The sequence below is a fragment of the Pseudomonas sp. UBT genome (genome assembly GCF_050915955.1).
GTDB classification, from domain to species: domain Bacteria; phylum Pseudomonadota; class Gammaproteobacteria; order Pseudomonadales; family Pseudomonadaceae; genus Aquipseudomonas; species Aquipseudomonas antarctica_A.
On the sequence record NZ_CP168079.1, the window covers coordinates 1,533,182 to 1,555,609 of the forward strand.

Below are 22,428 nucleotides of genomic sequence, written 5' to 3' on the forward strand. Positions count from 1 at the left end.
CTCAATTCTGAGGAGTCGGTACCGGTAATGGCTGGCGACATGTGATCAAGCAGGCTGGAAAGGAGACTCAAACCGTCACCTCAACCGGATCACTGCTAATCCAATGTTCCTGTGAGTTCAAAAACACCGGCAACAGCGGCAACAATGGCAACAGCCCCGTAAACCGTGGCCTCCAGGTGTTGCCGATGCTGCCAAACTGTTGCCACCGTTTTTTCACCGGCAACAGTGATAACCAAATGAAAGGAGAGAGCGGATCTCTTATGTTGGAAATGAGGTGTGCGTTGCCAGTTGTTGCCACTTTTTTTATAGGGTGGCAACGGCTGTATGCCACGCCACACAAGGCCGTTGCCGGTGTTGCCACTGTTGCCAGTGATTCTAGGTTCCTGTGAACTTGGGCAATCTGGATTGCTGGTCTTTGAGTGACGTTCATGCGCCACCGCCTTCACGATCCATGATGTCTGGGTCGATCACATAGAGACGCGCCTGGCCACCACCAGGGAGTCGGTAGTTTTTGGTTTTACGCTCGTTGTCACGGCGTGCGAGGACGTTAGCGCTCTCCAGAGCCTTGATGATGCGAGACAGGCCATAGCCGTGCGCCGCCTCGATGAGCGCCGGCTTGTTGAACAGGTACAGGCGATTGGTGCCCACCAGCTCCCAGTAACCGGCTCGGTTGAACACCTTGGTGTCAGGCGTTTGATCGTAGACATCTGAAAAGCGGCTGCTACCGTGGCGGTCGATAAAGTCCAGGATGCCAGCCAGGATCTGTCGGTCTTCTGCGTTGCCGCTGCCCACCCTGCTGAGCCATTCGCCGTACAGCAAGCGGCAGTCAGCTAGGGCGGTACCCGGCACCCATGGCAGCAGGCCGTAGGCGATGGCCATCTCGCCGGCAAGCGCGATCACGGCGAACCGATCAGCCACCCTGCCTGCCTGGGCGTTGTCTTCCACAAAGCTGGCGCGTACCCCGGCGAAGTCTTCCAGTAGGCCGGCCCGGTCGTCGCTCTCGAGCAGCTTCTCGACAAAGGCTGGTCCAAGGTGGCCGTGGTGGGCGCCGACCGCTACGGTGAGCTGCCGGTGAAAGTCCGCTCCCTCAAGCCCGTGCAATTCGTCGAAGGCCCGGTGTGTGCGGGTACCGGCGTTCACGTCGACCATGCGCAACTCGGCGCCAGCGTGGGCGGCATTGCCGGATATGGCCGCGTGTTCAGAGAGTGAGCGCTCGCCGCTGGAGAGTGTCAGCAGGCGCCAGCTCAATTTAGCGCGGCCTTCGCGCTCACGGGTCATGGTGCCCTTACCCTGGCCGTTGGCGAGGGAGTACGCCATTTCCTGTACGCGCTTGGGGTCGGCGCGCTTTATCTCATCCAAGGGCAGGATGGTGTCATTGCGGCTCGATGCTTCGATCTCCAGGCCGCCCTTGGTCATGTCCCAACTGGCGGCGAACACGCCCGGGTCGCCCCATACCGACGAGCCGATCAACTGCGCCAGCGACTTTCCGCTTGAGCTATCGCCCACCAGGTGAACACCACCGCCCAGCACGCCCACCAAACTCAGCAATGGGCCAGCTAGTGAGCAGCCGATCGCCAGCGTCAGCACCGGGTTGCCCGCGCACTTGGCGGCCACCTCCGATTGCCACAGCGCCAGCTCGCCGCGCCGGCTGAAAAGTACCTGAGCCTTGTTGCTGGCCTGGTACCGCACATTGGCGCTGCCGATGGTTCGCCCAGGCAGCACGAATGCGCCCGATTCATGCCAACCCGGCCGGCTGGTGGTGGCAAACACTTCTGCAGGATGCTGGTCGAGCAGGTACTCCATGAACGTGCCGCGCTTCTTGAGGGCAATGATGACGCCCATTCCGAACAATGCGCGCCGGGCGTCCTCGCCGCTGCCGCCGAACACCTCCATGGCGATGATCCATTCTTTGATACCGCCCTCTGTGACCAGGCGCAGCAACCGGCCTTCGCTGCCATCGTCGCTGTTGGTGGTGCGGGCGACGACGGTGACGGGGCTGGAGATCCACTCATCAGTGATAGGCCGGTCGCCGGTATCGCCCTCGGCGTCGTCCTGGTCAGCGGCTGCGCGCTTGAAGCTATGCCAGTAAACGCCCGGGCGCAGCTTTCGGCCCTTCTCGTTGATTACCCAATGCTCATACACAGCCCAGCAGGGGCGATCTGGCGCAACGGTCGCAGCGTCCGGCCGAAGGTTGATCACGTTGGTGTCAGGCTTGGACATGGGCGAGTTTCCAGTTGGCGAGGTCGTTGAAGTCGGTGAGGTCATCGGGGGCGCCTTCGGGCCACTCGGGGAAAGCCACTTGGCCACCCACGGCCGCCGCCGCTGCGTTTGCCGCTGCGCGCCCCGGGTTGCCATCGGTGAGCCGGTCGTCGTCGCCGGCGATGACGATTGGTTGGCCCGGGTATCGAGCGCGAAGTGCCATCGCCGCCGGGATCAAGTTGCCCGCGTTCATGGCAGCGGCAACGACATAGCCGCCGTGCTGGTGGAGGCTGGCGGCCGTCGCCCACCCTTCGCAGATGCAAAGCACAGAACCTGGCTCGATGATGCCAAGCGGTGAATAGGTGCCCTTGATCCGGCCGCCATAGAGGAAGCGCTTGTCGCCGTCCGGGGCAATTCGTTGCAGATTGACCAAGCGCCCATCCAGGTACAGGGGGATCAGCAGGTCAGTGCCACGCTGGCGCAGGCCGTAGGAGCGAACCGCCTTGGCGACCAGATACGCGTGGTCGGGTGAGGCGCGGCGCGCATTGCGCCACCAGTGGTTGGCCTTCTCGGCGGCCTGCTGCTGGCGCTGGTGTTGCTCGGCTTCGCGCTGGCGCCGGGCTAGATCAACCCGCTCGCGGACTTGCGCGGCTTCGCGGGCGTCCACCGGCTCTCGACTACACCAGGTGCTGGCGCCACCGGCTTTCCAACTGCCGAAAGCGCCGGATGCAATGCCGTCCAGGTACAGCACATACCAGCCGTTGAGCGAGCCAGGCTTATCCTCCGGCACACGGAACCGGTGAATTGCACCGTCGGGCTCTGGTACCCAGTCGAGAGGGCCATAGACGGCCTGGAGCGCATCACGGAATAGGATCGTTGCGTCAGTCATGCTGCCCCCTTCGGTGGGGTAAACCGCTTGGCCAAGTTCTCCAGTTTCTGAGTCAGGCGCTCCAGCTCATTGCAGTGCCGGCCTTGGTCGCCTTCCGCGATGCGCAGCTCTAGGAAGCCGATCAGAGTTTCCACCAGTAGCGCATAGCTGGTGCTGTCGATGTGGGCGCCCGTGGTGGGCGGCACGCTGCTGCCCTTGCGCTTGATTGGGGTCACGTTACCCATGGTCGACCTCCCGGTGATCCGCACGAGCAAAGGCTCGGCAGACGTGGCCGTTGTTCACGCCGTGCCAGCGGGTAATGTCGTCGATTGAATCAACCAGGCAGGCCGTCACCTGGGCGTCAGCACTACGCATGACAACGCGCCCGCACTCGGCGTCGGCCTCGCTCAAGAACGGCCCTAGCAAAGCCTTGGGCACCTTCGGGTGGGTGACGAACCAAAGCTCTGTGGCTTTTTTCGGGCAAGCCGATCCCGTCGACGCAGATGCGCCGTTTTGAATTTTCATGCTTAACCTCTTAGGTCAGGGCGTCGGCGCTGCGCGTCAGTACACGGCTGCTGAAAGCAAAAAGTGAGGCTGATAAATAGGATCGAGGATGAGCGCGCTGGCTGGTTCATAGGGCTACCCCGCGGTACGGCTGATCGCCGCCCAGGTCGTCCGATCCGAACAGGGCTTGATTGACGGCTTTCCGCCTCTCAAGCATGCGGTCATGTTCCTGATGCGTGCCGATCTCCGCCGCCACCCAATCAGGAAGCTCCTTGCGCCGGCGCATTTCGTTGAGGTGCGTCCACCAGCGAGTTGCGTGACGTCGCTCAGCGGCGATGAACTCGGCCAGCGAGGCGCTTTGTTCGTCCAGCAGGTAATGGGGCAACGGCAGCGGAGAAGTTGATGCCGGGCTGCTCGTGTTGTGGGCCTCGCTGACGTTGATCATTCCGCACCTCCGGAATGCTCCAGCTTGCGAACGATGGTCATGTGGGCGTTGTAGCGAGCAAGGCGAACTGAAAGTGATGAGTTTGCGCGGAGGGCGCTCAGGGCCATACGGCGGTGAGCAAAGGCGCGAATTGCGGGCGGAATGAGGGCGTGCATAGGTGGAGCTCCCGTATCAATTAGAGAGCTGCCACGTTCGCGACCAAACGAATGGGTGGCAGCCGTGCGCAGGTTGGTCGACCGGAGATACAGAAATCCGGCACGCCCGAAGGCGTCCTGCGCACAGCCGCCATAAAACGAAACTGCGGGCGTAAAAAAAGCGCCTGCAATCGTAATAGGGGCGCTGTTGCGCCTGTATCTACTCGGGCGACCAAACCCGGTCGCTGAATATGCAGCGACGGGCAAACCATACCGACGACCACGACTGCTTGCAACAAAAGTTATCGACCGTTTATCGCTGATCATGAGCATAGCTGTCATGGGCGGAAGTCCTCAGAATCGATTGGCAGCTTCAGTTGCTCCCTCAAATGAGCAACGTGCGCGTACACACCCGGCTTGTCATAGCGCCAGTGAGCCAGCCGGCGACCACTGTTGCTGGCTTCCTTCTTGCGGTCCTCCAATGTGTGGCAGGCGTGCCCATACCGTGCTTCGCGGAACGCCATGATTAGGCTCGCTTTCAGCTCCACAACGCGGTCGGTATTGCGGGACAACGACAGCAGGAAGAACGCTTGATCTTCGTTCAGCAGGGCGAAGCGCTCCGGCCTACCACCAGCGGTTCCGGCCAAGGGTTTCTCCGTTTGAAACGGAACAACCCCGAACTCTTCGAACTTCGCCAGGTAGCGCTCGATCAGCGCCATTGGGTTTTTGTGCTTGGTTCCCAGCTGCTTCGCGAGCTGGCGGCTATCCACGCGAGGTTCGCCCTGGTAATCAGTCACGGCAATGTGAGGATCTCCCGGATCACCCTCACCCATCGGCTCAATGATCTTGGTTGTCATGAGGCCACCTTCTGCACTGGGCCAGTACTCAGGTAGTAGGTCGCAACCTTCTGGTGATCGCGGCCTTGATCATCCTTCAGCGTACCCAGGTGGGTAACGATGCCGTGCCCCTGCGCACGCAGCTCAGATATTCGCGCACCAGGGCGCAGGATGTTCAGAAACATGATGGCTTGGAAGGTGTTGATCGAACCATGCAGATGCAGGTAAGCCAAAAGGCGCATGCGCTGGGCACTACCACTGGTGTCGCTAATGCTTTGCGCCGAGCAACTCTTCTCGGAATGCAGGATCTTTTCCATGTCAGGCCACCCCACTATCAGAGTCAGCTTCGGGATGGACGAATTGATGGCGGCAAACTAAACGACGATTAAGCACCAAAGCGTTTAAGGGTACAGGAAGGGGTAAAGCCGCTTTTTTCAGACAAAGCGATCCTGTCCCCGCATCAGCGCAGAGTTGATTGGTCATCATTGGTTATGCCTCCTGACTGATCAGGAAGGATTCCACAGACTCGGGCTCCCAACGGACGGAACGACCGAAGCGAATAGGAGCGGGAAAGCCGGGAGTCTTGGACCAGCGCCACCAAGTAGCGCGGCTTACTTGGTACTTGGCGCAGAGCTGCGCGGCGGTAGCGCGCGTGCCAGGGATCGGCAGGTTGGGTACATCGGTAATGCGGGTGGCGGTTTGTGCCATTTGCGGTATCTCCAAAGACTGGAAAAACCGAGAGGATCGATCTGTAGACCACCAGTACCTGCGAACAGGTCAGAAGATGGCAAGTCATCGGAAACAGTACCACTGGTTAAGAAACCAGTAGCGTATTATTCCCTCCGGTACTACAGTCCGCCCGAGCTTTACCTTTTACGGTAAACCGTAAAATGGTAGAGCCATTGAAGCCGTCTCAAACGCTTCTCCCCTCGGGGTTGTGTGCTGGCCTAGCTGGTATGCAGAGGACGCTGGAACGTCCTTTCTCGAGCAGCCCCTGGAGGTCGAAGACCAGGGGCTTTTCTTTGTCTGCAAATTCAACTTTCAGCAATTCTGTCAGCAAACACCAGCCAATCAACTATCAAGGTGTTTCATACATCGACAGAACGCTGTAGACGTGTTCGCATGGTAACGGCGCTTTTCAAAAAAAAGAACCTGTTTTTTTTGGATCTTCTTTGCATACTTTGCATAACTTGCTATCCCCGGACATTTTCTCGTCGAAACTTACTGTACCACTGCGTCCCACCAGCACTCATGAGAACCCATGAGCACTCATGAGAAGGCAAGCACTGACCTGCATACCGTTCGTCGGAATAGGGCGTAACGCCCTAATGGCGGGGCTCTCAGGGACACCAATGAGGCCCTCTTCAGCCCCTAACACGAATCGTCTGTCGTTCGTAGCTGAGAATTTTCAAACATAGATTTGCTAACGTTAAGCCATGTCGCGCCACGTTTTGCGAATCACGAAAACGTGGCGCGGATTTGATTAGTGTGACGTGAGGCAGTGACAAATGGACTTCCACTTAAAGTGTAAATCCATCCACTTAAAGAGTTGTTAAACACCGTTAAGCACTGTTATTAACAGTTGTTCTATTTATTTGCCCTTATTCGCTGTTATTCCCACTTATTCGTGGTTTCAAGGTGTTTTCAGCAAGGTTTGCGGAACTGGAATAGGCTGCAAGCCACGCTATTCGGGGGTTCTGCAACGGACTGGCGGTGGTGCCCTGCGAGCACCCGTCCGTAGCCAGATTGGAGCATGGGGATTTTGAGCCGGAATCTTTCCTTCTTTGGCAGCGACCAAACGACTGGCCGATAAAGCAGTAATCAGCCAAGAAGAGACTAGGATATGGAGCTGTTAACTTTTTTCCGTCGGGAGATCAGTAGCACATTGCCAGTTTCAGTGGCCTTCCCCAATGCCTTAGCCAAAGCTCCGTCAAATAGCTCGATAGCTCGACGTTTCTCTGGCAGCGCAGCTTCAGGATTGTTTCGGTAGTGCCGAGAAACGACACCTGTCTGGCCATGAGCCTGAAGGAGATCGGATAAACGGTCATCAACTCCGTGCTTCTGCATAAGCTGCGTGCAGGTCCGGCGCAGATCTCTCGGGGAGAACGTAGGGATCTTCAGGCCAGCGATTAAAGCGTGCTTGGAATCCAGCCAGTCTGCAACGGCATGGGTCGGACTACTGATCACAAAAGGCTGTTTACCGTGTGTAGTCCAGGGCCAAGGATGATCACCATTGATTTCCCGCACTTGCCGCATTATGGCAATGGCCCGATCAGAGAGAGGTACTAGGTGCGGCCGGCTCAGGGTCTGGCCTCCTCTACCTTTACGGTGGATCAATAGCACCGTACCCGCGTCCAGATCGTAGTCCGCCCAAGTGGTTTCGATTAGGTTCTTGATCCGCTGGCCGCCCGTTGATATGACGAACTTGAATAACAGTGCCATAACCGGACCGATACCGTCAGTATCCTCAACCGTCTCCCAGAATTGCTTCAGTTCTGCATCAGACAAGGCTCGTTCGACAGGGGCAGAGACTTTATCAACCTTCACCATTGCTGCAGGGTTAATCTCAAGGCTATAGGTCTTCGCATTGGAGCGGCCGACCACACTCTCAGCCGTGAGCCCATGGTTGAATGCCGCCACCAGAAACGAACGCATACGATCCGCCTGCACTTTGGAGCCGCGCGCCCAGATCGGATTGAGAATGGTGAGGATGTGGTCAGCCCTAATATCTCGGGCCTTCATCCTCATTACCTCTGGATGGGGCTCTTGCATGTTCGTCTTGAGCAGCCGTTCCAACTCCTTCACGACGCCTGGTGTCGCCTTCACGCGGCGAGACTCAATGTAATCCAGGAACAAATCGTGAAAGCTTCCGCGGGACGCTTCAATTTCGGCGAGGCGGAAACGTTCTAGCCGTTCCGCTTCTTCCAATGCGGCTGTGGCTGCACGACTAGCCGCGGCCGCTACTTGTTGCACCGAGATGAGCTCCAAGTACTTGGCAATACCGCCAGCGGCAGCGGCCTCAACTGAAATTCGCAAAGCCTCACCACGGATACCATCCAAGCTCTGCTCGTCTGTACCCACACGCGGCTTCTTCGCAAGCGTCCCGAGAGGCAGCCGCTTGTCGCTGTCCGATGTGCGTTCCCGGTAGTAGGCCTGAATAGCTCCGGAAGCTTTACGTTCGAGCAGCAAAGTCCCCTTTCCGCGAGAGCCGACCGGCTCCGACTGACGAGTCTTTACCGCATAGGCTTCCATCTCGGTCATTCGCGTACGCTTAGCCATTCTTTCCCCGTTTTCCCCATCCGTTCCCCGTTTCTCATGCAAAGGTACGCTAACAGGTGAAACATAGAAAGACACCGAATTGACTACAGACCAAGTAAAACCTGGGCCAAGCAAAACAGGTGATACTCGATGAAGCGGGGTGAAGCCTCAGAGCAAACGGCTTGTAATCAGTAGCTCCCGGGTTCGACTCCTGGTGCCGGCACCATATAAGACGAAGCCCTCACAGCAATGTGAGGGCTTTGTTGTTTCTGGGCGCCTGTAATCTTCTGCAGCGCTTCGACACATCCCTCCCGCGTCCCCTATCCGCTATTGACCCCTCTCCCTCTGGAGCCTGACGGCTGCAGATCTTGTACACAGCGTATACCGTGGAAATAGTGGTATGAGCCCGATTTCATTCTCATAACTTCCCGCAAGGCTGGAAAGGTAAGTTGGTCTGCGACGATTTTAGCGGTTACAAGGCCAGCTTCGAACTCGGCGCGACCGAGCTTGGCTGCCTGGCCCAGGCACGGCGCAAATTCTTCGAATTGCACGCTACTAATAAGAGCCAGCTCGCCGAGCAGGCCCTGCGCTGCATCCAGTGGCTGTACGAAATTGAGAGTGTTGGGGGCAGTTTTCAATCAGCGCCAACAGCCTGAACCCAAGCCCACTGAGAATCCGACTTTTTCAGCAGAATCGGCCAATTGTTGCTCACTGGCTATGTCTAGCCTCCCGCAAATTTCTGGATCAGATGGGTCGGCCCGGACACGATTAGCAGATCACCAGGCCGGATCAGGGTGCTAGGGGTGGCATGCTGGAAGTCTTGATTGGTGCGCTTCAACCCCACGACGGTCACCCCGAATTTTTCGCGGATTTGCCCGTCGGCCAGCGTGCTGTTGTGGCACGACAGTGGAGAATGAATCTTGGCGATGGCAAAACCGTCGTCGAACTCAATAAAATCAATCATCCGCCCGGTTATGAGGTGAGCGACACGTTCGCCCATTTCCTTCTCCGGATAGACGACGTGATGGGCGCCGATGCGCTGGGCTATCTGCCCGTGCTCGCCTGTCCGGGCCTTTATCCAGATATCCGGGATCCCCAGTTCGGTCAGCGTCATGATCGTCAGCAAACTCGCGGCCAAGTCGGTGCCGATTCCCACAATGGCGTGGGCGAAGTCAGCAACTCCCAATTGGCGCAACACCTGCAGGTTCGTGGAATCTGCCTGCACCGCATGAGTCAGGAGGTCGGCCCACTCATGGACAGGTGCGGCGTCACGGTCGATGCCCATCACGTCGTGGCCCAACCGCATCAGCGATTGGGCCACCGAGCCGCCGAAGCGACCCAGGCCGATCACCACCACGCTGTCGCCCTTGGCAAATGAAAACTTCTCTGAAAATAGAAAATTAGCCAACAATTGGATGTTCCTCCGGGTAACGATAAGGCATGCGGTGCTCGCCCAAGGCCAGTGAAGCCGCCAACGTGATAGTGCCCACCCGTCCGGCGTACATCAGCAGCGTCAACACCAGTTGGCCCGATGTGGGCAAGTCGGCGGTGATACCGGTGGACAGGCCAACGGTGCCGAACGCCGAGATGACTTCGAATATGACCTTGTCGGTGGGCAACGTTGTTTCACGCAGGATAAAGAGAGTCGCCAGTACGATCATGGCGCTGCTCAGAACGAGCACGGTGATGGCTTGACGCTGGGCCGGGGCGCCGACTCGCCGGCCAAATGCCTCGCAGTCACTGTGCCCACGAATTTCGGCAATCACCAGTAAGGCGAGGATCGCGACAGTACCGACTTTAACCCCGCCCGCAGTGCCTGCACTGCCGCCGCCGACGAACATCAGAAAGTAATGCACAGCCCAGCTTTCGGGGGTCAGAGCCCCAATATCGATCGAATTGAACCCGGCGGTACGCGCGGAAACTGAAGCAAATGCCGCCGACAAGACTTTATCGGTCATGGCCATTGGGCCGAGTGTGGTGGAATTGTCCCACTCGAACAGCAGCAGCGTGAAAAAACCGACCACTAACAGGATCGCCGTACCAGACAACGTAAGCTTGGTATGCAGCGACCAACGACGGGGATGGTTGAACCTGCTGCGTAGGTCATACAGAACGGGGAAGCCAATGCCACCGATAATGATCGCAGCCATGATGGGCGACAGAATCCAGGCATCCGTGGCGAAGTGCATCAGGCTGTCGGGATAAATCGAGAAACCTGCGTTATTGAATGCCGATACAGCATGAAATAGACCACTCCACGCAGCATCGGCCCAGGGCTGGCCATAGGCGCCATGCAATCTGAGGGTGAGCCACAAGGCGATGATGAGCTCCAGGGTAAACGTCACCACCAGCACCAACTTGGCCACGCTGGCAATGTCACCTACTCCCAATGAGCGCGACTCCAACTGTGCAGCCATTTTGGTACGCAGGCGCAATCGACTGTTAACCATCAAGCCGAGCAAGGTCGCCACCGTCATGATGCCGAAGCCGCCGAGCTGGAACAGAAGCAGAATCACCGACTGGCCGAAGGTCGACCAGTACGTGCCGGTATCCACCACCACCAATCCGGTCACGCAGACGGCCGATACCGCCGTAAAGAAGGCCGTCACCCAAGGGGCGGCGACCCCCTCGGCCTGGGAGATCGGCTGCATCAGAATGAAGGTTCCGGCGAATATCGCTGCTAGGAACACCAGGGCGACAGCTCTGGCGGGATGAAGCAGTAATTTCATTTGGCATCAAAGCTCATATTGTAAAACGGAAATTCACAGCACTCGGGAAACACGCCAGAGGTTTTTCGACTCTAGCGACGGGATATTTTCAATGCTGCCGTAACCGAATAGATAGGGTAGCCAGGGTTGCTTTTCTTGTCTCGCCATAGCTTTGAAGCAAAGAGTAGAGGCCGCTTCAATACTAGGCTCTGTACGCAATGAATGTCGCAAATACAGCATGACACAGGCCAATAAGACCATCGCCGCAAAACTTTTCTCGAGCTTGTCGAAGCGCGTAACGATACGGCGGTTTTCCTTCAGCCACCTGCGCTCATGAAATGCCCGCAGACACCGGCGTCGGCACCTGCAAGATAACGAATGGCACAGCTCTGAAAATGAAGTTTGAATAACACGTATCGCTTGAGAAAGTGGTTACTGATTCCAGTCGAAGGATACGTCCCCACCCCATCCCGCGATCTTTCGACTGAGCACAAAGCAAATCCCCGAAAGCGTATGTGCCCAGGCATTACTCCTTGCATGATTAGGCCGGTTGCCACCTATGCGGCAGAATCTGCTCGAAGATCCCCCGATTGCGCCAATCACGAAACCGCGGATAGGTGACTTCGCTGGACGGTTACTGTGCACCCACGTCACCTTATGAAATAGACGGCAGCAGCCCCCTCAGCTGACTCCTTCCACCAGCACCTCAGCTTTTATGCAAAATTATGGCTGGCCAATAATTATGGCGCGTCCATAAAAATAATAATTTCAACAGCAGCCTATCTGTACCGCTTGATCGGGCTAAAAAACAACCAATCCATTTTCCTGACTCCTCCCCTCGGGACGTTTGTTGAGGACCCGTTAGAGGGTTTCGGTGAATTCGGCGATGACCTGAGCTTTTTGTTCCGGGGTAACGCCGTCACGGGTGATGCGCAGGCTGACAAAGGGCATGGCAGTGGCTCCAGTGGTCGGCCATCGGGATGATGGGCTGGCGAGTGGGGCTAATTTAGGCGTGCGACTGAAGGAGATAGAGGTGGCACGGAGTAATTCATTAATACTGCGATGTCACACGTTAGAGGCCTGCAGGCGCGCATAAAAAAACCCCGAACCAGTCGGGGTTTTTTATCGCCTGGCATCAGGCGCGACGTGCGATCAATTAGAAAACGTTGATCGGGTAGTCGGCGAACAGACGGATTTCGTTACCGCCTACGTTGTAGTTGCTGGCGTTGCTGGAGACGCGCAACCAGGACGCACGAGCGCGCAGGCTCAGGTCTTTGGCCGGGCCGCTCTGAACGACGTATTTGAACTGGTTGAAGATCTCACGCTCGGTGCCACTGCCGCGGTTGGAACCGTCGTCAATGTTGGTGCCGCGCACGTAAGCGATGTTGTAGGTCAGACCCGGTACGCCGAAGGCACTGAAGTCCAGGCCGTAACCTGCTTGCCAGGAGCGCTCGTCCTTACCGTTGAAGTCGGACCAGTAGGAGTTGGCCAGCAGGATGGTGTTGCCGCCGTCGCCAATGCCGCCAGCGTTGCGGTAGCCGCCGTACAGGTAGCCGGTGTCGCCGGTGCTGCGCTGGTGAGCGACGGTGAAGCTGTGCGGGCCAACAGCCCAGATAGCGCCCAGGCTCCAGATTTTGTTGTCGCGAGCGTCCGCGTCACCTTGGTTTTCCAGGGCGAAGCTGCGGTCCAGCTTGGTTTTGTAGCCGTTGAAGTCAAAGGTCAACGATTGCTTCTCTGGCAGGGCCAGCACGTAGTTAACGTTGACGTATTGCTTCTTCAGCACGTCTTGCATGTCGGACGCATACAGCGCGGCGGACAGGCTTTCGGTGAATTTGTAGCTACCACCGATGTAGTCGATGCTTTTCAGGCGGCCGCTGTCGCCGCCTTCGGCGCTCTTGCGAGCTTCCTTGGTGAAGTGACCCGCGTCCAGTTGCAGACCGGCAATTTCTTTGGACACGATCGAGGTGCCCTCGAAGGTTTCCGACAGCAAACGCGAGTTGTCGTATTCCAGGACCGGAACAGCTGGCATCTGCTGACCGTATTTGATCACGGTGTTGGAGATGCGCGCCTTGACGGCTGCGCCGCCCTTGGCCAGGTCGTTGGCGGCTTCGCCGCTGTCACCTTGCTTGAAGAAGTCGATACCGCCCGCGCCGCTGCGGCCTTTGCCACCGTCCAGGCGCAGCGCGTATTGGCCGATCACGTCCACACCCACACCGACAGTGCCTTGGGTGAAGCCGGACTCGAACTTGCCGATGAAGCCCTGGCCCCATTCGGCTTTGTCTTGCTTGCCGTTTTTGTAGTCACGGCTGATGTAAGCATTGCGTACTGCGATGTTCAGGTGGCTGTCGTCTACAAAACCCTTGGATTGCTCCTGGTCGTTAGCCATTGCCTGAGATGCGCTCAAAATCCCCAGAGCGATCAGACCCATCCGTTGCTTCAACATTTCTTATATTCCTTATTACTGGTTGAGTACGCGCTGAGACACCAGGCTCCGTGTTGCTTTTCTGGTGTCGACTTTCTCCAGAAAAAAGAAGGCCCGCGGACGACTGAACTGCCGCGGGCCTTTTTTTATTGGATGAGTTATGGCGGTTAGCCACAGGCGTTGGGCGCAATCGTATGCGCGCGTTGAACTATGTGTCAATTTCGTGAATCGTCTGTATTTAGGCGAAAAAAGTCTAAGCGGCGCATTCCAGAGCCTTCACCCAAGCCCGAAAAACCATCCAATTCGTCAACAAAACATATCATGTAACACTTTTAGCAGCCTGAATCTTTGGGAATACATAACGCGCGCAAATGCAAAGCATTACCATTTGCGCACATTTTTCTCCCGCCCTTTTTGGATGCATTTCTCCATGCCTGCCTCTCGCCTGACGCCCATCACCCTTGGGCTCTCTGTCCTGCTGTCTGCCGGTTTTGCCTGTGCTGCCACCGTCTTGCCCGAAACTTCGGTCAGCGCCGAAGCTGACGAAGACGACCCACGCGTCAAGGAAACCAACACCGCTACCCGCACCGCCACCTCGGTGCGCTACGTGCCCCAGGCAATCGATTCGGTCAAAACCGAAAGCCTGCGCGCCTACGGCACCAACGACCTGGGCCAGGCATTGAGCGGCATTCCCAACGTGAGCAGCGGTGCCGACACACGGTTCGACAGCCTGCGTATCCGCGGTTTCGACGCGAGCAATGACTTCTACCTGGACGGCATACTCGACGACAGCCAGTACGTGCGCGACCTGCATAACATCGAGCGCATCGAAGTGCTCAAAGGCCCGGCAGCCGTGCTTTATGGGCGAGGCGGCCAGGGCGGGATCGTCAACCGCGTGAGCAAACTGCCCCAAGCCGGGCAGAAGTCCAGCATCGAAGCTCAAGGCGGCAGCCATGATTTGCGCAGCCTGTACGCCGACCTCAGCACCGACCCTAGCGACGACATCAGCCTGCGCCTGAACATGGGCAACCAGGACAACAACAGCTTCCGCGACGGCGTGAGTGGCAACCGCCAGCTGTTTGCGCCGTCCATGAGCTGGCAACTGACGCCTGACTTGAATTGGTTGGTGCAATACGAATACAGCCGCTACAACCGTACGCCGGATCGCGGCATTCCAGGGGTTGGCGGTCGCCCGGCGCAGGTGAGCCGCAGCACCACTTACTTTGACAGCCGCGACTACATCGACGACAAATCCCAGTCCCTGCGCTCCAAGCTGGCCTACGAACTCAACAGCAACTGGCAACTGCGCCATACCCTCGGCGTGTTCAAGCTCGACAGCGATTTCGACAACACCTACCAGACCGGCTATGACGCCAAGACCAACAAAGTCACGCGCCAGCGCTGGCAGCAGGACCTGACCACCCGCAACGTTTTCAATAACCTTGAGCTGGAAGGCGGTTTCGACACCTTCGGCCTGGAACATCGCCTGCTCACCGGCCTTGAACTGGGCAGCCAGCGCCGCGACCCGAAGTTGTACAGCGCCACTGCCGTCAACCGCGGCGGCCAGGCCGTACCCAGCCTGGACCTCAACCAGCCCGACCGCCACCTCAGCCACACCGGGCGGATGAGTCTTTCAAGTAACAACCACACCGAAGTCGAAAGTCGCGCGCTCTACGTGCAGGATCAACTGCGCCTCAACGATCAATGGCAAGTGCTGGCCGGCCTGCGTTACGACTACTTCGAAGTGGACACTACCAATAAGCTGCTCAACATCCGGCAAGACGTCGAGAGCCACAGCACCAGCCCGCGAATCGGTCTGGTGTGGACGCCACTGGAACATCACTCGTTCTACGCCTCGTGGAGCAAGACCTTCTCGCCGGCGGGTGGCGGCTTGATCGGCATCACCCCGAATGCCGCAGGCAGCGTCAACGACCTGAGCCCCGAGCTGACCAAGCAAAAGGAAATCGGCGTAAAAAGCGACTGGCTCGACGACCGCCTGAGCACCACTCTGGCCCTGTACGAACTGGAGCTCTACAACCGCCGTACCAGCGACCCGCTGGACCGCACTATCACCCTGCTCTCCGGCGAGCAACGTTCACGCGGCGTGGAGTTGACGGCCACCGGCAAGGTCGTCGGCAATTGGTATGTGCGCGGTGGCGTGGGCTTGCAGGACGCCAAGGTCGAGAAGGACAACAACGGCTTTGAAGGCAAGCGCATCAGCGATGTGGCCAAGCGCAATGCCAGCCTGTTTATCACCTGGAAACCGGAAATGGGCTGGTACGCAGAAACCGGTCTGACCCTCGTAGGCGACCGTTATGCCGACAACCTCAACACCGTGGTGCTGCCCGGCTATGGCCGGTGGGACGCGTTGGCCGGGTTCCGTCAGAAGGAATGGGATGTGCGGGCGGCGCTGAACAACATTGCCGACAAAAACTACTACGCCTCGGCCACCAGTGCGGCGCAGATTCAACCGGGCGAGCCGCGTAGCCTGGTAGTAACAGGCACCTATAACTTCTAAGGTTCATGCGGTCATTGTGGGAGCTGGCTTGCCTGCGAAAGCGGGTTCTCTGCTGGAAAATAATGCACTGAAAGACTGCAATCGCAGGCAAGCCAGCTCCCACAATTGATCTCTGTTTTCTTCAGTTTTGCATCAGCTCGCATAACGCGCGCACTTCATCCTCACTGAACAACCCCACCGGGTAACGTTCACTCATCACGCTGCGCAAGTCAGGTTGCCTCACCTGTCGCGAGCCGTTTGCCTTCAACCAGAGCGCCAACGCATGGATCGCCTTACCGTCGACCCGCGTGGGGTGGAACGGGCGCGTGTAGATCAGGTTCATATCGGCATTCATTTCAGCGCTCTCTCCTACTGCGTGAGCGGCTAACTTACTCAAGGTTTATGACAGAACTGTGCAGTCATCACCTTGGTTCACTGTGGCAACACCGATACAAGAGCTATGCCAATGTCCCGTGTTTATAGGCATTCGGAAACAAAAAAGCCCGCGACCTAACGGGGCCGCGGGCTTGCTGTGAGCGCTTTAAACAGGTAGCGCCGTGTTATCACTCAGACACTGTTACAACTGCACTCAGTTTTTGTGCGGCGCTGGCTGTTGTTGGGTCAGGCAATGAATATTTCCGCCGCCCAGTAACAGTTCGCGGCCCGGCACCATCACCACTTCGTGCTGCGGGAACAGGTTTTGCAGAATGTCCTTGGCCTGGCTGTCCAGCGGGTCGTCGAAGCTCGGCGCGATGATGCCGCCGTTGACGATCAGGAAGTTCACGTAGGAACCTGCCAACCGCACGGTCGGATTTCGTTCCTGGCTGCCGTCCACCGGGTCCACACCCGCGCATTCTTCCTCGGTGGCATACAGCGGCCCCGGAATCGGCATTTTATGCACTGTGAACGCGCGGCCCTGGGCGTCGGTGCTGCTTTGCAGCACGTCCATCGCTGCGTGGCAGCGCGCGTAGTTCGGGTCTTGCGGGTCATCGGTCCAGGCCAGCAGCACTTCGCCCGGGCGTACGTAGCAGCAGAAGTTATCCACATGGCCGTCGGTTTCGTCGTTGAACAGGCCGTCCGGCAACCAGATGATCTTATCCACAGCCAGGTTGTCGCTGAGCACCGCTTCGATCGCCGCACGATCCAAGTGTGGGTTGCGATTGCGGTTCAACAGGCATTCTTCGGTGGTGATCAGCGTGCCTTCACCGTCGACATGGATCGAACCACCTTCCAGCACGAAACCTTCGGTGCGGTAACGCGGCGCGCGCTCGATCTCGAGGATCTTGCCGCCCACCTGCGCGTCGCGATTCCACGGCGCATACAGGCCGCCGTCGAAGCCGCCCCAAGCATTGAAATCCCAATTCACACCGCGCACTTCGCCGCTGTGGTTGATGACGAACGTAGGGCCGGTGTCGCGTACCCACGCATCGTCGTTGGACATTTCCACCACGCGGATATTGGGCACATCCAAGCGCGCACGAGCGTTTTCATACTGGTCGGCAGAAACGGCGACCGTCACCGGCTCAAAGCGCGCGATAGCCTTGGCCACCGCCACATGAGCTGCCTGCGCCGGCTTGCCACCCAGGCGCCAGTTGTCCGGACGCTGCGGCCAAATCATCCAGGTTTGGGTTTGCGGCGCCCATTCGGCGGGCATGTAGAAGCCGTCGGCGCGAGGTGTGCTGTGCAGGGTGGTCATGGCGATCAGGACTCCGAATGGGGTGAAGGCCGACTTTATAACGGATAAAAATCGGCTTTAGAAGCAACAAAAAATCATAGACGACAAACATTACAATAATTAGCCGATAACAATCGATTAATTACAATTGCTCGTCCAGCGTCTTCGACAGCATGTCGACAAAGAAGTCCACGCTGCGTTTAGAAGTCACCATCGGCGGCTTGATCTTCAGAATGTTGAGATAATCGCCCGTCGGCTGCATGAAAATACCCAACACGCGCAGACGCTCACACAACAACGCGGTTTCTTCTGTGGCGGGTTCCAGGGTGTGCCGATCACGCACCAACTCCAGGCCCAGGTAAAAGCCGGAGCCGTGAACGGCCCCCACCAAAGGATGACGATCGATCAAGGCTTGCAGGCGCGCCTTGAAATGCCCACCTACCACTTGGGCGTTTTCCCACAGTTTTTCCTCCTCCATCACGTCCAACACGGCCATGCCGATCCGGCAACTGACCGGGCTGCCGCCCGACGATGAGAAGAAATACCCTTCTGCCTCCAGCGCCTCGGCGATGTCCCGCCGGGTAATCACCGCGCCCAGCGGCTGGCCGTTGCCCATGCCCTTGGCCATGGTGATGATATCCGGCACCACGCCTTGCTCTTCAAAGCCCCAGAAGAAATGCCCCATGCGGCCGTAGCCCACCTGCACTTCATCGGCGATGCACACGCCGCCTTGGGCACGCACCAACGCGTACACCTGCTGCAGATAGCCCGGCGGCAACGAGATGCCACCGGCGTTGCCATACACCGGCTCGCAGATAAAGCCTGCCAATTGGCGTTTGCTCGCGGCGATTTTCGCCAAGTTGTGTTCCACACTTCTTACGTAATCCGGCGCACTGTCCTGCCCACGGAACTCGCCGCGATAGGTATTGGGTGCGGTCACCGGGTGCACCCAGTCAGGACGGCTACTGAGTGCCTGAGGGTTATCGGCAATCGACGTGGACACCGCGTCCGCCGCCACCGACCAACCGTGGTAGGCCTCCAGCACGCTGAGCATGTCGCGCCCGCCGCTGTAGGCCCAGGCCAGGCGTATCGCCAGGTCATTGGCCTCGGTGCCGCTGTTGACCAGAAACACCCGGTCCATGCCCTCCGGCGCCAACGCCAGCAACCGTTCGGAAAACTCGGCAATCGCCGCATAGTGGAAACGCGAGTTGGTGTTGAGCAATGACCATTGCCGCGCCGCCTCCGCCGCCATGCGCGGGTGGCCATGGCCCAACACCGCGACGTTGTTGAGCATGTCCAGGTAAGAGCGGCCCTGCATGTCGATCAGATGGTTGCGCCAGCCACGTTCGATGCGCGGCGGGTCAACGTAATAGTGCTTCTGCGAGCGGGCGAAACTGGCGTCACGTCGAGCCAGCAAGGCCTCGGCGTCCAACTCGGGTTCAGCATCACAGGCCAGCCCCAGCAGCGTGGCCGGCGACGGGCAGATTGCCTGCCAAGCCAGGGCTCGGGACGGCGTGCAGAACAACGGCGGCTCAAGGTCGGCGCGGCATAACTGCACGGTGAGCGGCGCGTGGACCTCGCCGAGGATTTGCCCTTTTACCACTGCCGAACCCGGTTTCAAGGCCGTCTCCACACCCCCTAAGCGCAAGCTCAACGGAGCGCTATGCAAACACAGCACACCGTCATCGCCCTGGCGCAACGTCCCACCAAAGGGCGCTTCCAACACGCAACCATGGGGAAGGTGCAGCTCTACGTGAAGGGGGAAAGTGTCCGGTTCGACGGCACTGTCGGCACGGGTACGTGACAGCCGATATTGCCCGTACCGACTGGCGGCCAACCCGTGCACCGCCGCCGCTTCATCCAACAGCCGTCGGTCGACGCCGGGCAATTCCCAATTGCCGGCCTCGAAATGCGGGCTGAGCACGCCCAGGTCGATCAGCGCGAACTCACGCCCCACGAGGCCCGGCAATAACGGTGCGAAGTCCTGACTGGCCAACGGCGTCAACGCCTCACCGACGCAACGCAGAATGGCGGCTTCCATCAACTCAAACGGCACCGACGTCGCCACATGGAAGATTTCCCACTCGTGTTCGGCGTTTTTCAATAAGTACGTGTTGCCCGGGTCCAGACGCTGCTGTTGTTCGCTGCTGAGCACCAGCACCGCCGCGCGGGCGACAATCAACGGCCACAACGCCTGCAATTCCTCACGCTGCAACGGCGTCACCGCGTGATAAGCCTGGATCGCCGGCAGGATGGCAAAAGGATCGCCTTCGGCATGGTGCAGCAGGGCCGCGCAGGTCACGGACAGGTCGGCTATGCGCCAGGTGTGCACCAGATCGCCGAAATCAATGACCCCCTGGACCTGCCACTGCCGCTGGGCATCGCGCTGCCAGACGACATTGTCATCGGTGATGTCCATGTGCACCGCTTGCCATGGCAAATGATCCACCAAGGGCAGCATGCGGTGTTCTACCTCCACGGCCACCTGTTCCAACGTCATGCGGTGGGGCAGGTTTTCCAGTGTGGCCAGCAGGTGGGCGATCAGCCCCCGTGCGTGGCGTGGGTCCCATTGCAGGGTGCGATCAAGGCCCGGATGTGTGAACGGGGCCAGCGCCAGGCTCATCCGCCCGCACAGGGCGCCGAAGCCTGCGATCACCTCGCGCCCCAGATGAGGCAGATGGGTCAAGGGTTGGCCGTCGATGTAATCCAACAGCCGCACGTGCAGGGTTTGCCCCGCTATCGCCAGGGTGAGCAACTCATCACCGGTGAGCGCCTTGATAACGTTGGGCACCTGCACGTACGCATTGGCCTGCAGCTCATTGAGCGCCGCGTGCTGTGCCTGCAACTCAACCGCAGCGTAATCGCCCCGGCAGATCTTGAGCACAAATCGGCCGCGATCACTGTCGACCCTGTAGTTGAGGTCTTGCTGGCTGCCCAGTGCGTGCAACGTGCCGGTCAGGCCGTAATGGTGCTCGAGCAACTGTGCTGCTTGATCAGGACCCACTTGCGGGCAGGGCAAATTGGCGCGATGGATCAACGTGGCGAGCAACATGTGACGACCTCGGTTTTTTTGAGCGTCTATATCGCCATTAACCCGGTCAGTATGGCAACCCCCAGCACACACCACGCTTGCACCGCCCGGCCTCACAACTCAAGCTATGCTCTCGCTTAATGACCGTCTAAGGAAAAGGCTCTCTGACATGCGCATTCTCATCACCGGCGGTGCCGGGTTTATCGGTTCTGCACTGATTCGCCACCTGATTCAACACACCGAGCACGAAGTGCTCAACCTGGACAAACTCACCTATGCCGGCAACCTGGAGTCGCTGACCAGCATCGCGTCCAACAGCCGCTATGAGTTCGTGCAAGCCGATATCATCGACCAGGCCACCGTCAGCGCCGTGCTGGCACGCTTTGAGCCCCAGGCGATCATGCACCTGGCAGCCGAGTCGCACGTCGACCGTTCCATTGACGGCCCGTCGGACTTTATCCAGACCAACATCGTCGGCACCTACAGCCTGCTGGAAGCCACGCGCGCCTATTGGCAAACGCTGGCCGAACCGGCCAAGAGCGCGTTCCGCTTTCACCACATTTCCACCGACGAAGTGTATGGCGACCTCCACGGTGTGGACGACCTGTTCACCGAAACCACTCCTTACGCGCCAAGCTCGCCGTATTCGGCCAGCAAAGCGGCCTCCGACCACCTGGTCCGCGCCTGGCAGCGCACTTATGGCCTGCCGGTGCTGCTGACCAACTGCTCGAACAACTACGGGCCGTTCCACTTCCCCGAGAAGTTGATCCCGCTGGTAATCCTCAATGCCCTCGCAGGCAAGCCACTGCCGGTCTATGGCGACGGTTTGCAGGTGCGCGACTGGCTGTTCGTCGAAGATCACGCGCGTGCGCTGCTCAAAGTCGTGACCGAGGGTGAAGTCGGCGAAACCTACAACATCGGCGGTCACAACGAGCAGAAGAACATCGACGTGGTACGCGGCATCTGTGGCCTGCTGGAAGAACTGGCGCCACACCGCCCCGCCGGCGTAGAAAAATTCACCGACCTGATCACCTTCGTCAAGGACCGTCCTGGCCACGACCAGCGCTACGCGATCGATGCGAGCAAGATCGAAGCCGACTTGGGCTGGGTCCCTGAAGAAACCTTTGAAACCGGCCTGCGCAAGACCGTGCAGTGGTATCTCGATAACCTCGACTGGTGCCGCAGGGTCCAGGACGGTAGTTATCAAGGTGAGCGACTCGGCAATACCGACGTAAAAGATCTGATCGCATAAGGATCTGATCACACGACCTGTTCACCTCGGCGAGGCAAACCCAATGAATGTAATCGCGACTGAGCTGCCCGATGTGTTGATCCTCGAACCGAAGGTGTTTGGCGATGAGCGCGGCTTTTTTTATGAGAGCTTCAACGCCAAGGCTTTTGCTCAAGCCACAGGCCTGCAGTTGGAGTTTGTGCAGGACAACCACTCCCGTTCGCAAAAGGGCGTGCTGCGCGGCTTGCACTACCAGATCGAAAATACGCAGGGGAAACTGGTACGTGTGACTGCCGGTGAGGTCCTGGATGTGGCGGTGGATATCCGCCGCAGCTCGCCTGATTTCGGCAAATGGACCAGCGTGCGCTTGTCCGCCGAAAACAACCGCCAGTTGTGGATTCCACCCGGGTTTGCCCACGGTTTTGTAGTGCTCAGCGACCACGCCGAGTTCCTCTACAAAACCACGGACTACTACACTCCTTCCGCAGAGCGTTGTATCCGTTGGGACGACCCGCAGCTCAATATTGACTGGCTGCTGGACGGGGCTCCGACCTTGTCGGCCAAGGATCAAAACGGCAAGTTCCTGGCAGAGGCCGACGTGTTTCCTTGACCGGCGAGTG

Annotated in this window: 18 protein-coding genes and 3 pseudogenes; 4 read left to right on the forward strand and 17 right to left on the reverse strand. The window is 58.6% G+C overall.

The annotated features are described in order from the left end of the window. Nucleotides 1-67 precede the first annotated feature (67 nt). From ACDZ94_RS07025 to ACDZ94_RS07065, 9 genes are all read right to left on the reverse strand, one after another. Nucleotides 68-430: a hypothetical protein gene (locus ACDZ94_RS07025; protein ID WP_218819894.1), complete on the reverse strand. Its 363-nt coding sequence runs from the start codon at nucleotides 428-430 to the stop codon at nucleotides 68-70. After that, the gene (locus ACDZ94_RS07030; RefSeq protein ID WP_432751236.1) at nucleotides 427-2,220 is read right to left on the reverse strand and encodes a DUF927 domain-containing protein; all 1,794 of its coding nucleotides are present in this window, start codon (nucleotides 2,218-2,220) and stop codon (nucleotides 427-429) included. Before ACDZ94_RS07030 ends, ACDZ94_RS07025 begins: the two co-directional genes overlap by 4 nt. Further along, the gene (locus ACDZ94_RS07035; protein ID WP_432751237.1) at nucleotides 2,207-3,088 is read right to left on the reverse strand and encodes a toprim domain-containing protein; all 882 of its coding nucleotides are present in this window, start codon (nucleotides 3,086-3,088) and stop codon (nucleotides 2,207-2,209) included. The genes ACDZ94_RS07030 and ACDZ94_RS07035 overlap by 14 nt, the downstream gene beginning before the upstream one ends. Continuing rightward, a complete protein-coding gene (locus ACDZ94_RS07040; protein ID WP_432751238.1) occupies nucleotides 3,085-3,312 on the reverse strand; it encodes a hypothetical protein in 228 nt (75 codons plus the stop codon). Before ACDZ94_RS07040 ends, ACDZ94_RS07035 begins: the two co-directional genes overlap by 4 nt. After that, entirely contained in the window at nucleotides 3,305-3,592 is a 288-nt protein-coding gene (locus ACDZ94_RS07045) for a hypothetical protein (RefSeq protein WP_432751239.1), read from the reverse strand. Before ACDZ94_RS07045 ends, ACDZ94_RS07040 begins: the two co-directional genes overlap by 8 nt. 106 nt (nucleotides 3,593-3,698) lie before the next feature. Further along, nucleotides 3,699-4,016, reverse strand: a complete 318-nt coding sequence (locus ACDZ94_RS07050; RefSeq protein WP_432751240.1) for a hypothetical protein — start codon at nucleotides 4,014-4,016, stop codon at nucleotides 3,699-3,701. Nucleotides 4,017-4,488: 472 nt separating this feature from the next. After that, nucleotides 4,489-5,007 (reverse strand): Rha family transcriptional regulator, encoded by a 519-nt coding sequence (locus ACDZ94_RS07055; protein ID WP_432751241.1) that lies wholly within the window; start codon nucleotides 5,005-5,007, stop codon nucleotides 4,489-4,491. Next, a complete protein-coding gene (locus ACDZ94_RS07060; RefSeq protein ID WP_218819888.1) occupies nucleotides 5,004-5,303 on the reverse strand; it encodes a helix-turn-helix domain-containing protein in 300 nt (99 codons plus the stop codon). Before ACDZ94_RS07060 ends, ACDZ94_RS07055 begins: the two co-directional genes overlap by 4 nt. A gap of 1,519 nt (nucleotides 5,304-6,822) precedes the next feature. Then, nucleotides 6,823-8,247 (reverse strand): tyrosine-type recombinase/integrase, encoded by a 1,425-nt coding sequence (locus tag ACDZ94_RS07065; RefSeq protein WP_432751242.1) that lies wholly within the window; start codon nucleotides 8,245-8,247, stop codon nucleotides 6,823-6,825. A 410-nt stretch (nucleotides 8,248-8,657) separates the two neighbouring features. On the opposite strand from ACDZ94_RS07065, the pseudogene ACDZ94_RS07070 reads away from it, so the two are divergent. Continuing rightward, a pseudogene (locus ACDZ94_RS07070) lies at nucleotides 8,658-8,864 on the forward strand (IS66 family transposase); the annotation flags it as partial. 101 nt (nucleotides 8,865-8,965) lie between these two features. Here ACDZ94_RS07070 and ACDZ94_RS07075 read toward each other — a convergent pair. The 5 genes and pseudogenes from ACDZ94_RS07075 to ACDZ94_RS07095 form a co-directional block, all read right to left on the reverse strand. Further along, on the reverse strand, nucleotides 8,966-9,655 hold the full coding sequence (locus ACDZ94_RS07075) for a potassium channel family protein (protein WP_221293665.1): 690 nt from the start codon (nucleotides 9,653-9,655) through the stop codon (nucleotides 8,966-8,968). Then, nucleotides 9,645-10,973, reverse strand: coding sequence for a TrkH family potassium uptake protein (locus tag ACDZ94_RS07080; RefSeq protein ID WP_407015944.1), 1,329 nt, complete (start codon nucleotides 10,971-10,973; stop codon nucleotides 9,645-9,647). Before ACDZ94_RS07080 ends, ACDZ94_RS07075 begins: the two co-directional genes overlap by 11 nt. A 204-nt stretch (nucleotides 10,974-11,177) precedes the next feature. Next, nucleotides 11,178-11,276: pseudogene (locus tag ACDZ94_RS07085) on the reverse strand (IS5/IS1182 family transposase); the annotation flags it as partial. A gap of 540 nt (nucleotides 11,277-11,816) precedes the next feature. Next, nucleotides 11,817-11,903: pseudogene (locus ACDZ94_RS07090) on the reverse strand (4-oxalocrotonate tautomerase); the annotation flags it as partial. A gap of 205 nt (nucleotides 11,904-12,108) precedes the next feature. Then, a complete protein-coding gene (locus tag ACDZ94_RS07095) occupies nucleotides 12,109-13,395 on the reverse strand; it encodes an OprD family porin (RefSeq protein ID WP_432751243.1) in 1,287 nt (428 codons plus the stop codon). A 409-nt stretch (nucleotides 13,396-13,804) separates the two neighbouring features. On the opposite strand from ACDZ94_RS07095, the gene ACDZ94_RS07100 reads away from it, so the two are divergent. Next, entirely contained in the window at nucleotides 13,805-15,892 is a 2,088-nt protein-coding gene (locus ACDZ94_RS07100; RefSeq protein WP_432751244.1) for a TonB-dependent receptor, read from the forward strand. A 121-nt stretch (nucleotides 15,893-16,013) separates the two neighbouring features. Here the strand turns inward: ACDZ94_RS07100 and ACDZ94_RS07105 are convergent, their stop codons facing one another. From ACDZ94_RS07105 to ACDZ94_RS07115, 3 genes are all read right to left on the reverse strand, one after another. Continuing rightward, the gene (locus tag ACDZ94_RS07105) at nucleotides 16,014-16,226 is read right to left on the reverse strand and encodes a hypothetical protein (RefSeq protein ID WP_064450221.1); all 213 of its coding nucleotides are present in this window, start codon (nucleotides 16,224-16,226) and stop codon (nucleotides 16,014-16,016) included. A 234-nt stretch (nucleotides 16,227-16,460) separates the two neighbouring features. Next, on the reverse strand, nucleotides 16,461-17,567 hold the full coding sequence (gene aguA, locus ACDZ94_RS07110; RefSeq protein WP_262666786.1) for an agmatine deiminase: 1,107 nt from the start codon (nucleotides 17,565-17,567) through the stop codon (nucleotides 16,461-16,463). A gap of 121 nt (nucleotides 17,568-17,688) precedes the next feature. Beyond that, nucleotides 17,689-20,598 (reverse strand): aminotransferase, encoded by a 2,910-nt coding sequence (locus ACDZ94_RS07115; RefSeq protein ID WP_432751245.1) that lies wholly within the window; start codon nucleotides 20,596-20,598, stop codon nucleotides 17,689-17,691. Between the two features lie 148 nt (nucleotides 20,599-20,746). Between ACDZ94_RS07115 and rfbB the strand changes: the two genes are divergently transcribed. Continuing rightward, nucleotides 20,747-21,829 (forward strand): dTDP-glucose 4,6-dehydratase, encoded by a 1,083-nt coding sequence (rfbB, locus tag ACDZ94_RS07120; protein ID WP_432751246.1) that lies wholly within the window; start codon nucleotides 20,747-20,749, stop codon nucleotides 21,827-21,829. A 43-nt stretch (nucleotides 21,830-21,872) separates the two neighbouring features. Beyond that, a complete protein-coding gene (rfbC, locus tag ACDZ94_RS07125; RefSeq protein WP_221293660.1) occupies nucleotides 21,873-22,418 on the forward strand; it encodes a dTDP-4-dehydrorhamnose 3,5-epimerase in 546 nt (181 codons plus the stop codon). Nucleotides 22,419-22,428 lie beyond the last annotated feature (10 nt).

Bases quoted from the DNA above. Each gene is read 5' to 3' on its own strand.
- ACDZ94_RS07025 (WP_218819894.1), bottom strand. From the start codon at position 430: ATGAACGTCACTCAAAGACCAGCAATCCAGATTGCCCAAGTTCACAGG.
- ACDZ94_RS07030 (WP_432751236.1), bottom strand. From the start codon at position 2,220: ATGTCCAAGCCTGACACCAACGTGATCAACCTTCGGCCGGACGCTGCG.
- ACDZ94_RS07035 (WP_432751237.1), bottom strand. From the start codon at position 3,088: ATGACTGACGCAACGATCCTATTCCGTGATGCGCTCCAGGCCGTCTAT.
- ACDZ94_RS07040 (WP_432751238.1), bottom strand. From the start codon at position 3,312: ATGGGTAACGTGACCCCAATCAAGCGCAAGGGCAGCAGCGTGCCGCCC.
- ACDZ94_RS07045 (WP_432751239.1), bottom strand. From the start codon at position 3,592: ATGAAAATTCAAAACGGCGCATCTGCGTCGACGGGATCGGCTTGCCCG.
- ACDZ94_RS07050 (WP_432751240.1), bottom strand. From the start codon at position 4,016: ATGATCAACGTCAGCGAGGCCCACAACACGAGCAGCCCGGCATCAACT.
- ACDZ94_RS07055 (WP_432751241.1), bottom strand. From the start codon at position 5,007: ATGACAACCAAGATCATTGAGCCGATGGGTGAGGGTGATCCGGGAGAT.
- ACDZ94_RS07060 (WP_218819888.1), bottom strand. From the start codon at position 5,303: ATGGAAAAGATCCTGCATTCCGAGAAGAGTTGCTCGGCGCAAAGCATT.
- ACDZ94_RS07065 (WP_432751242.1), bottom strand. From the start codon at position 8,247: ATGACCGAGATGGAAGCCTATGCGGTAAAGACTCGTCAGTCGGAGCCG.
- ACDZ94_RS07080 (WP_407015944.1), bottom strand. From the start codon at position 10,973: ATGAAATTACTGCTTCATCCCGCCAGAGCTGTCGCCCTGGTGTTCCTA.
- ACDZ94_RS07095 (WP_432751243.1), bottom strand. From the start codon at position 13,395: ATGTTGAAGCAACGGATGGGTCTGATCGCTCTGGGGATTTTGAGCGCA.
- ACDZ94_RS07100 (WP_432751244.1), top strand. From the start codon at position 13,805: ATGCCTGCCTCTCGCCTGACGCCCATCACCCTTGGGCTCTCTGTCCTG.
- ACDZ94_RS07105 (WP_064450221.1), bottom strand. From the start codon at position 16,226: ATGAATGCCGATATGAACCTGATCTACACGCGCCCGTTCCACCCCACG.
- aguA (WP_262666786.1), bottom strand. From the start codon at position 17,567: ATGACCACCCTGCACAGCACACCTCGCGCCGACGGCTTCTACATGCCC.
- ACDZ94_RS07115 (WP_432751245.1), bottom strand. From the start codon at position 20,598: ATGTTGCTCGCCACGTTGATCCATCGCGCCAATTTGCCCTGCCCGCAA.
- rfbB (WP_432751246.1), top strand. From the start codon at position 20,747: ATGCGCATTCTCATCACCGGCGGTGCCGGGTTTATCGGTTCTGCACTG.
- rfbC (WP_221293660.1), top strand. From the start codon at position 21,873: ATGAATGTAATCGCGACTGAGCTGCCCGATGTGTTGATCCTCGAACCG.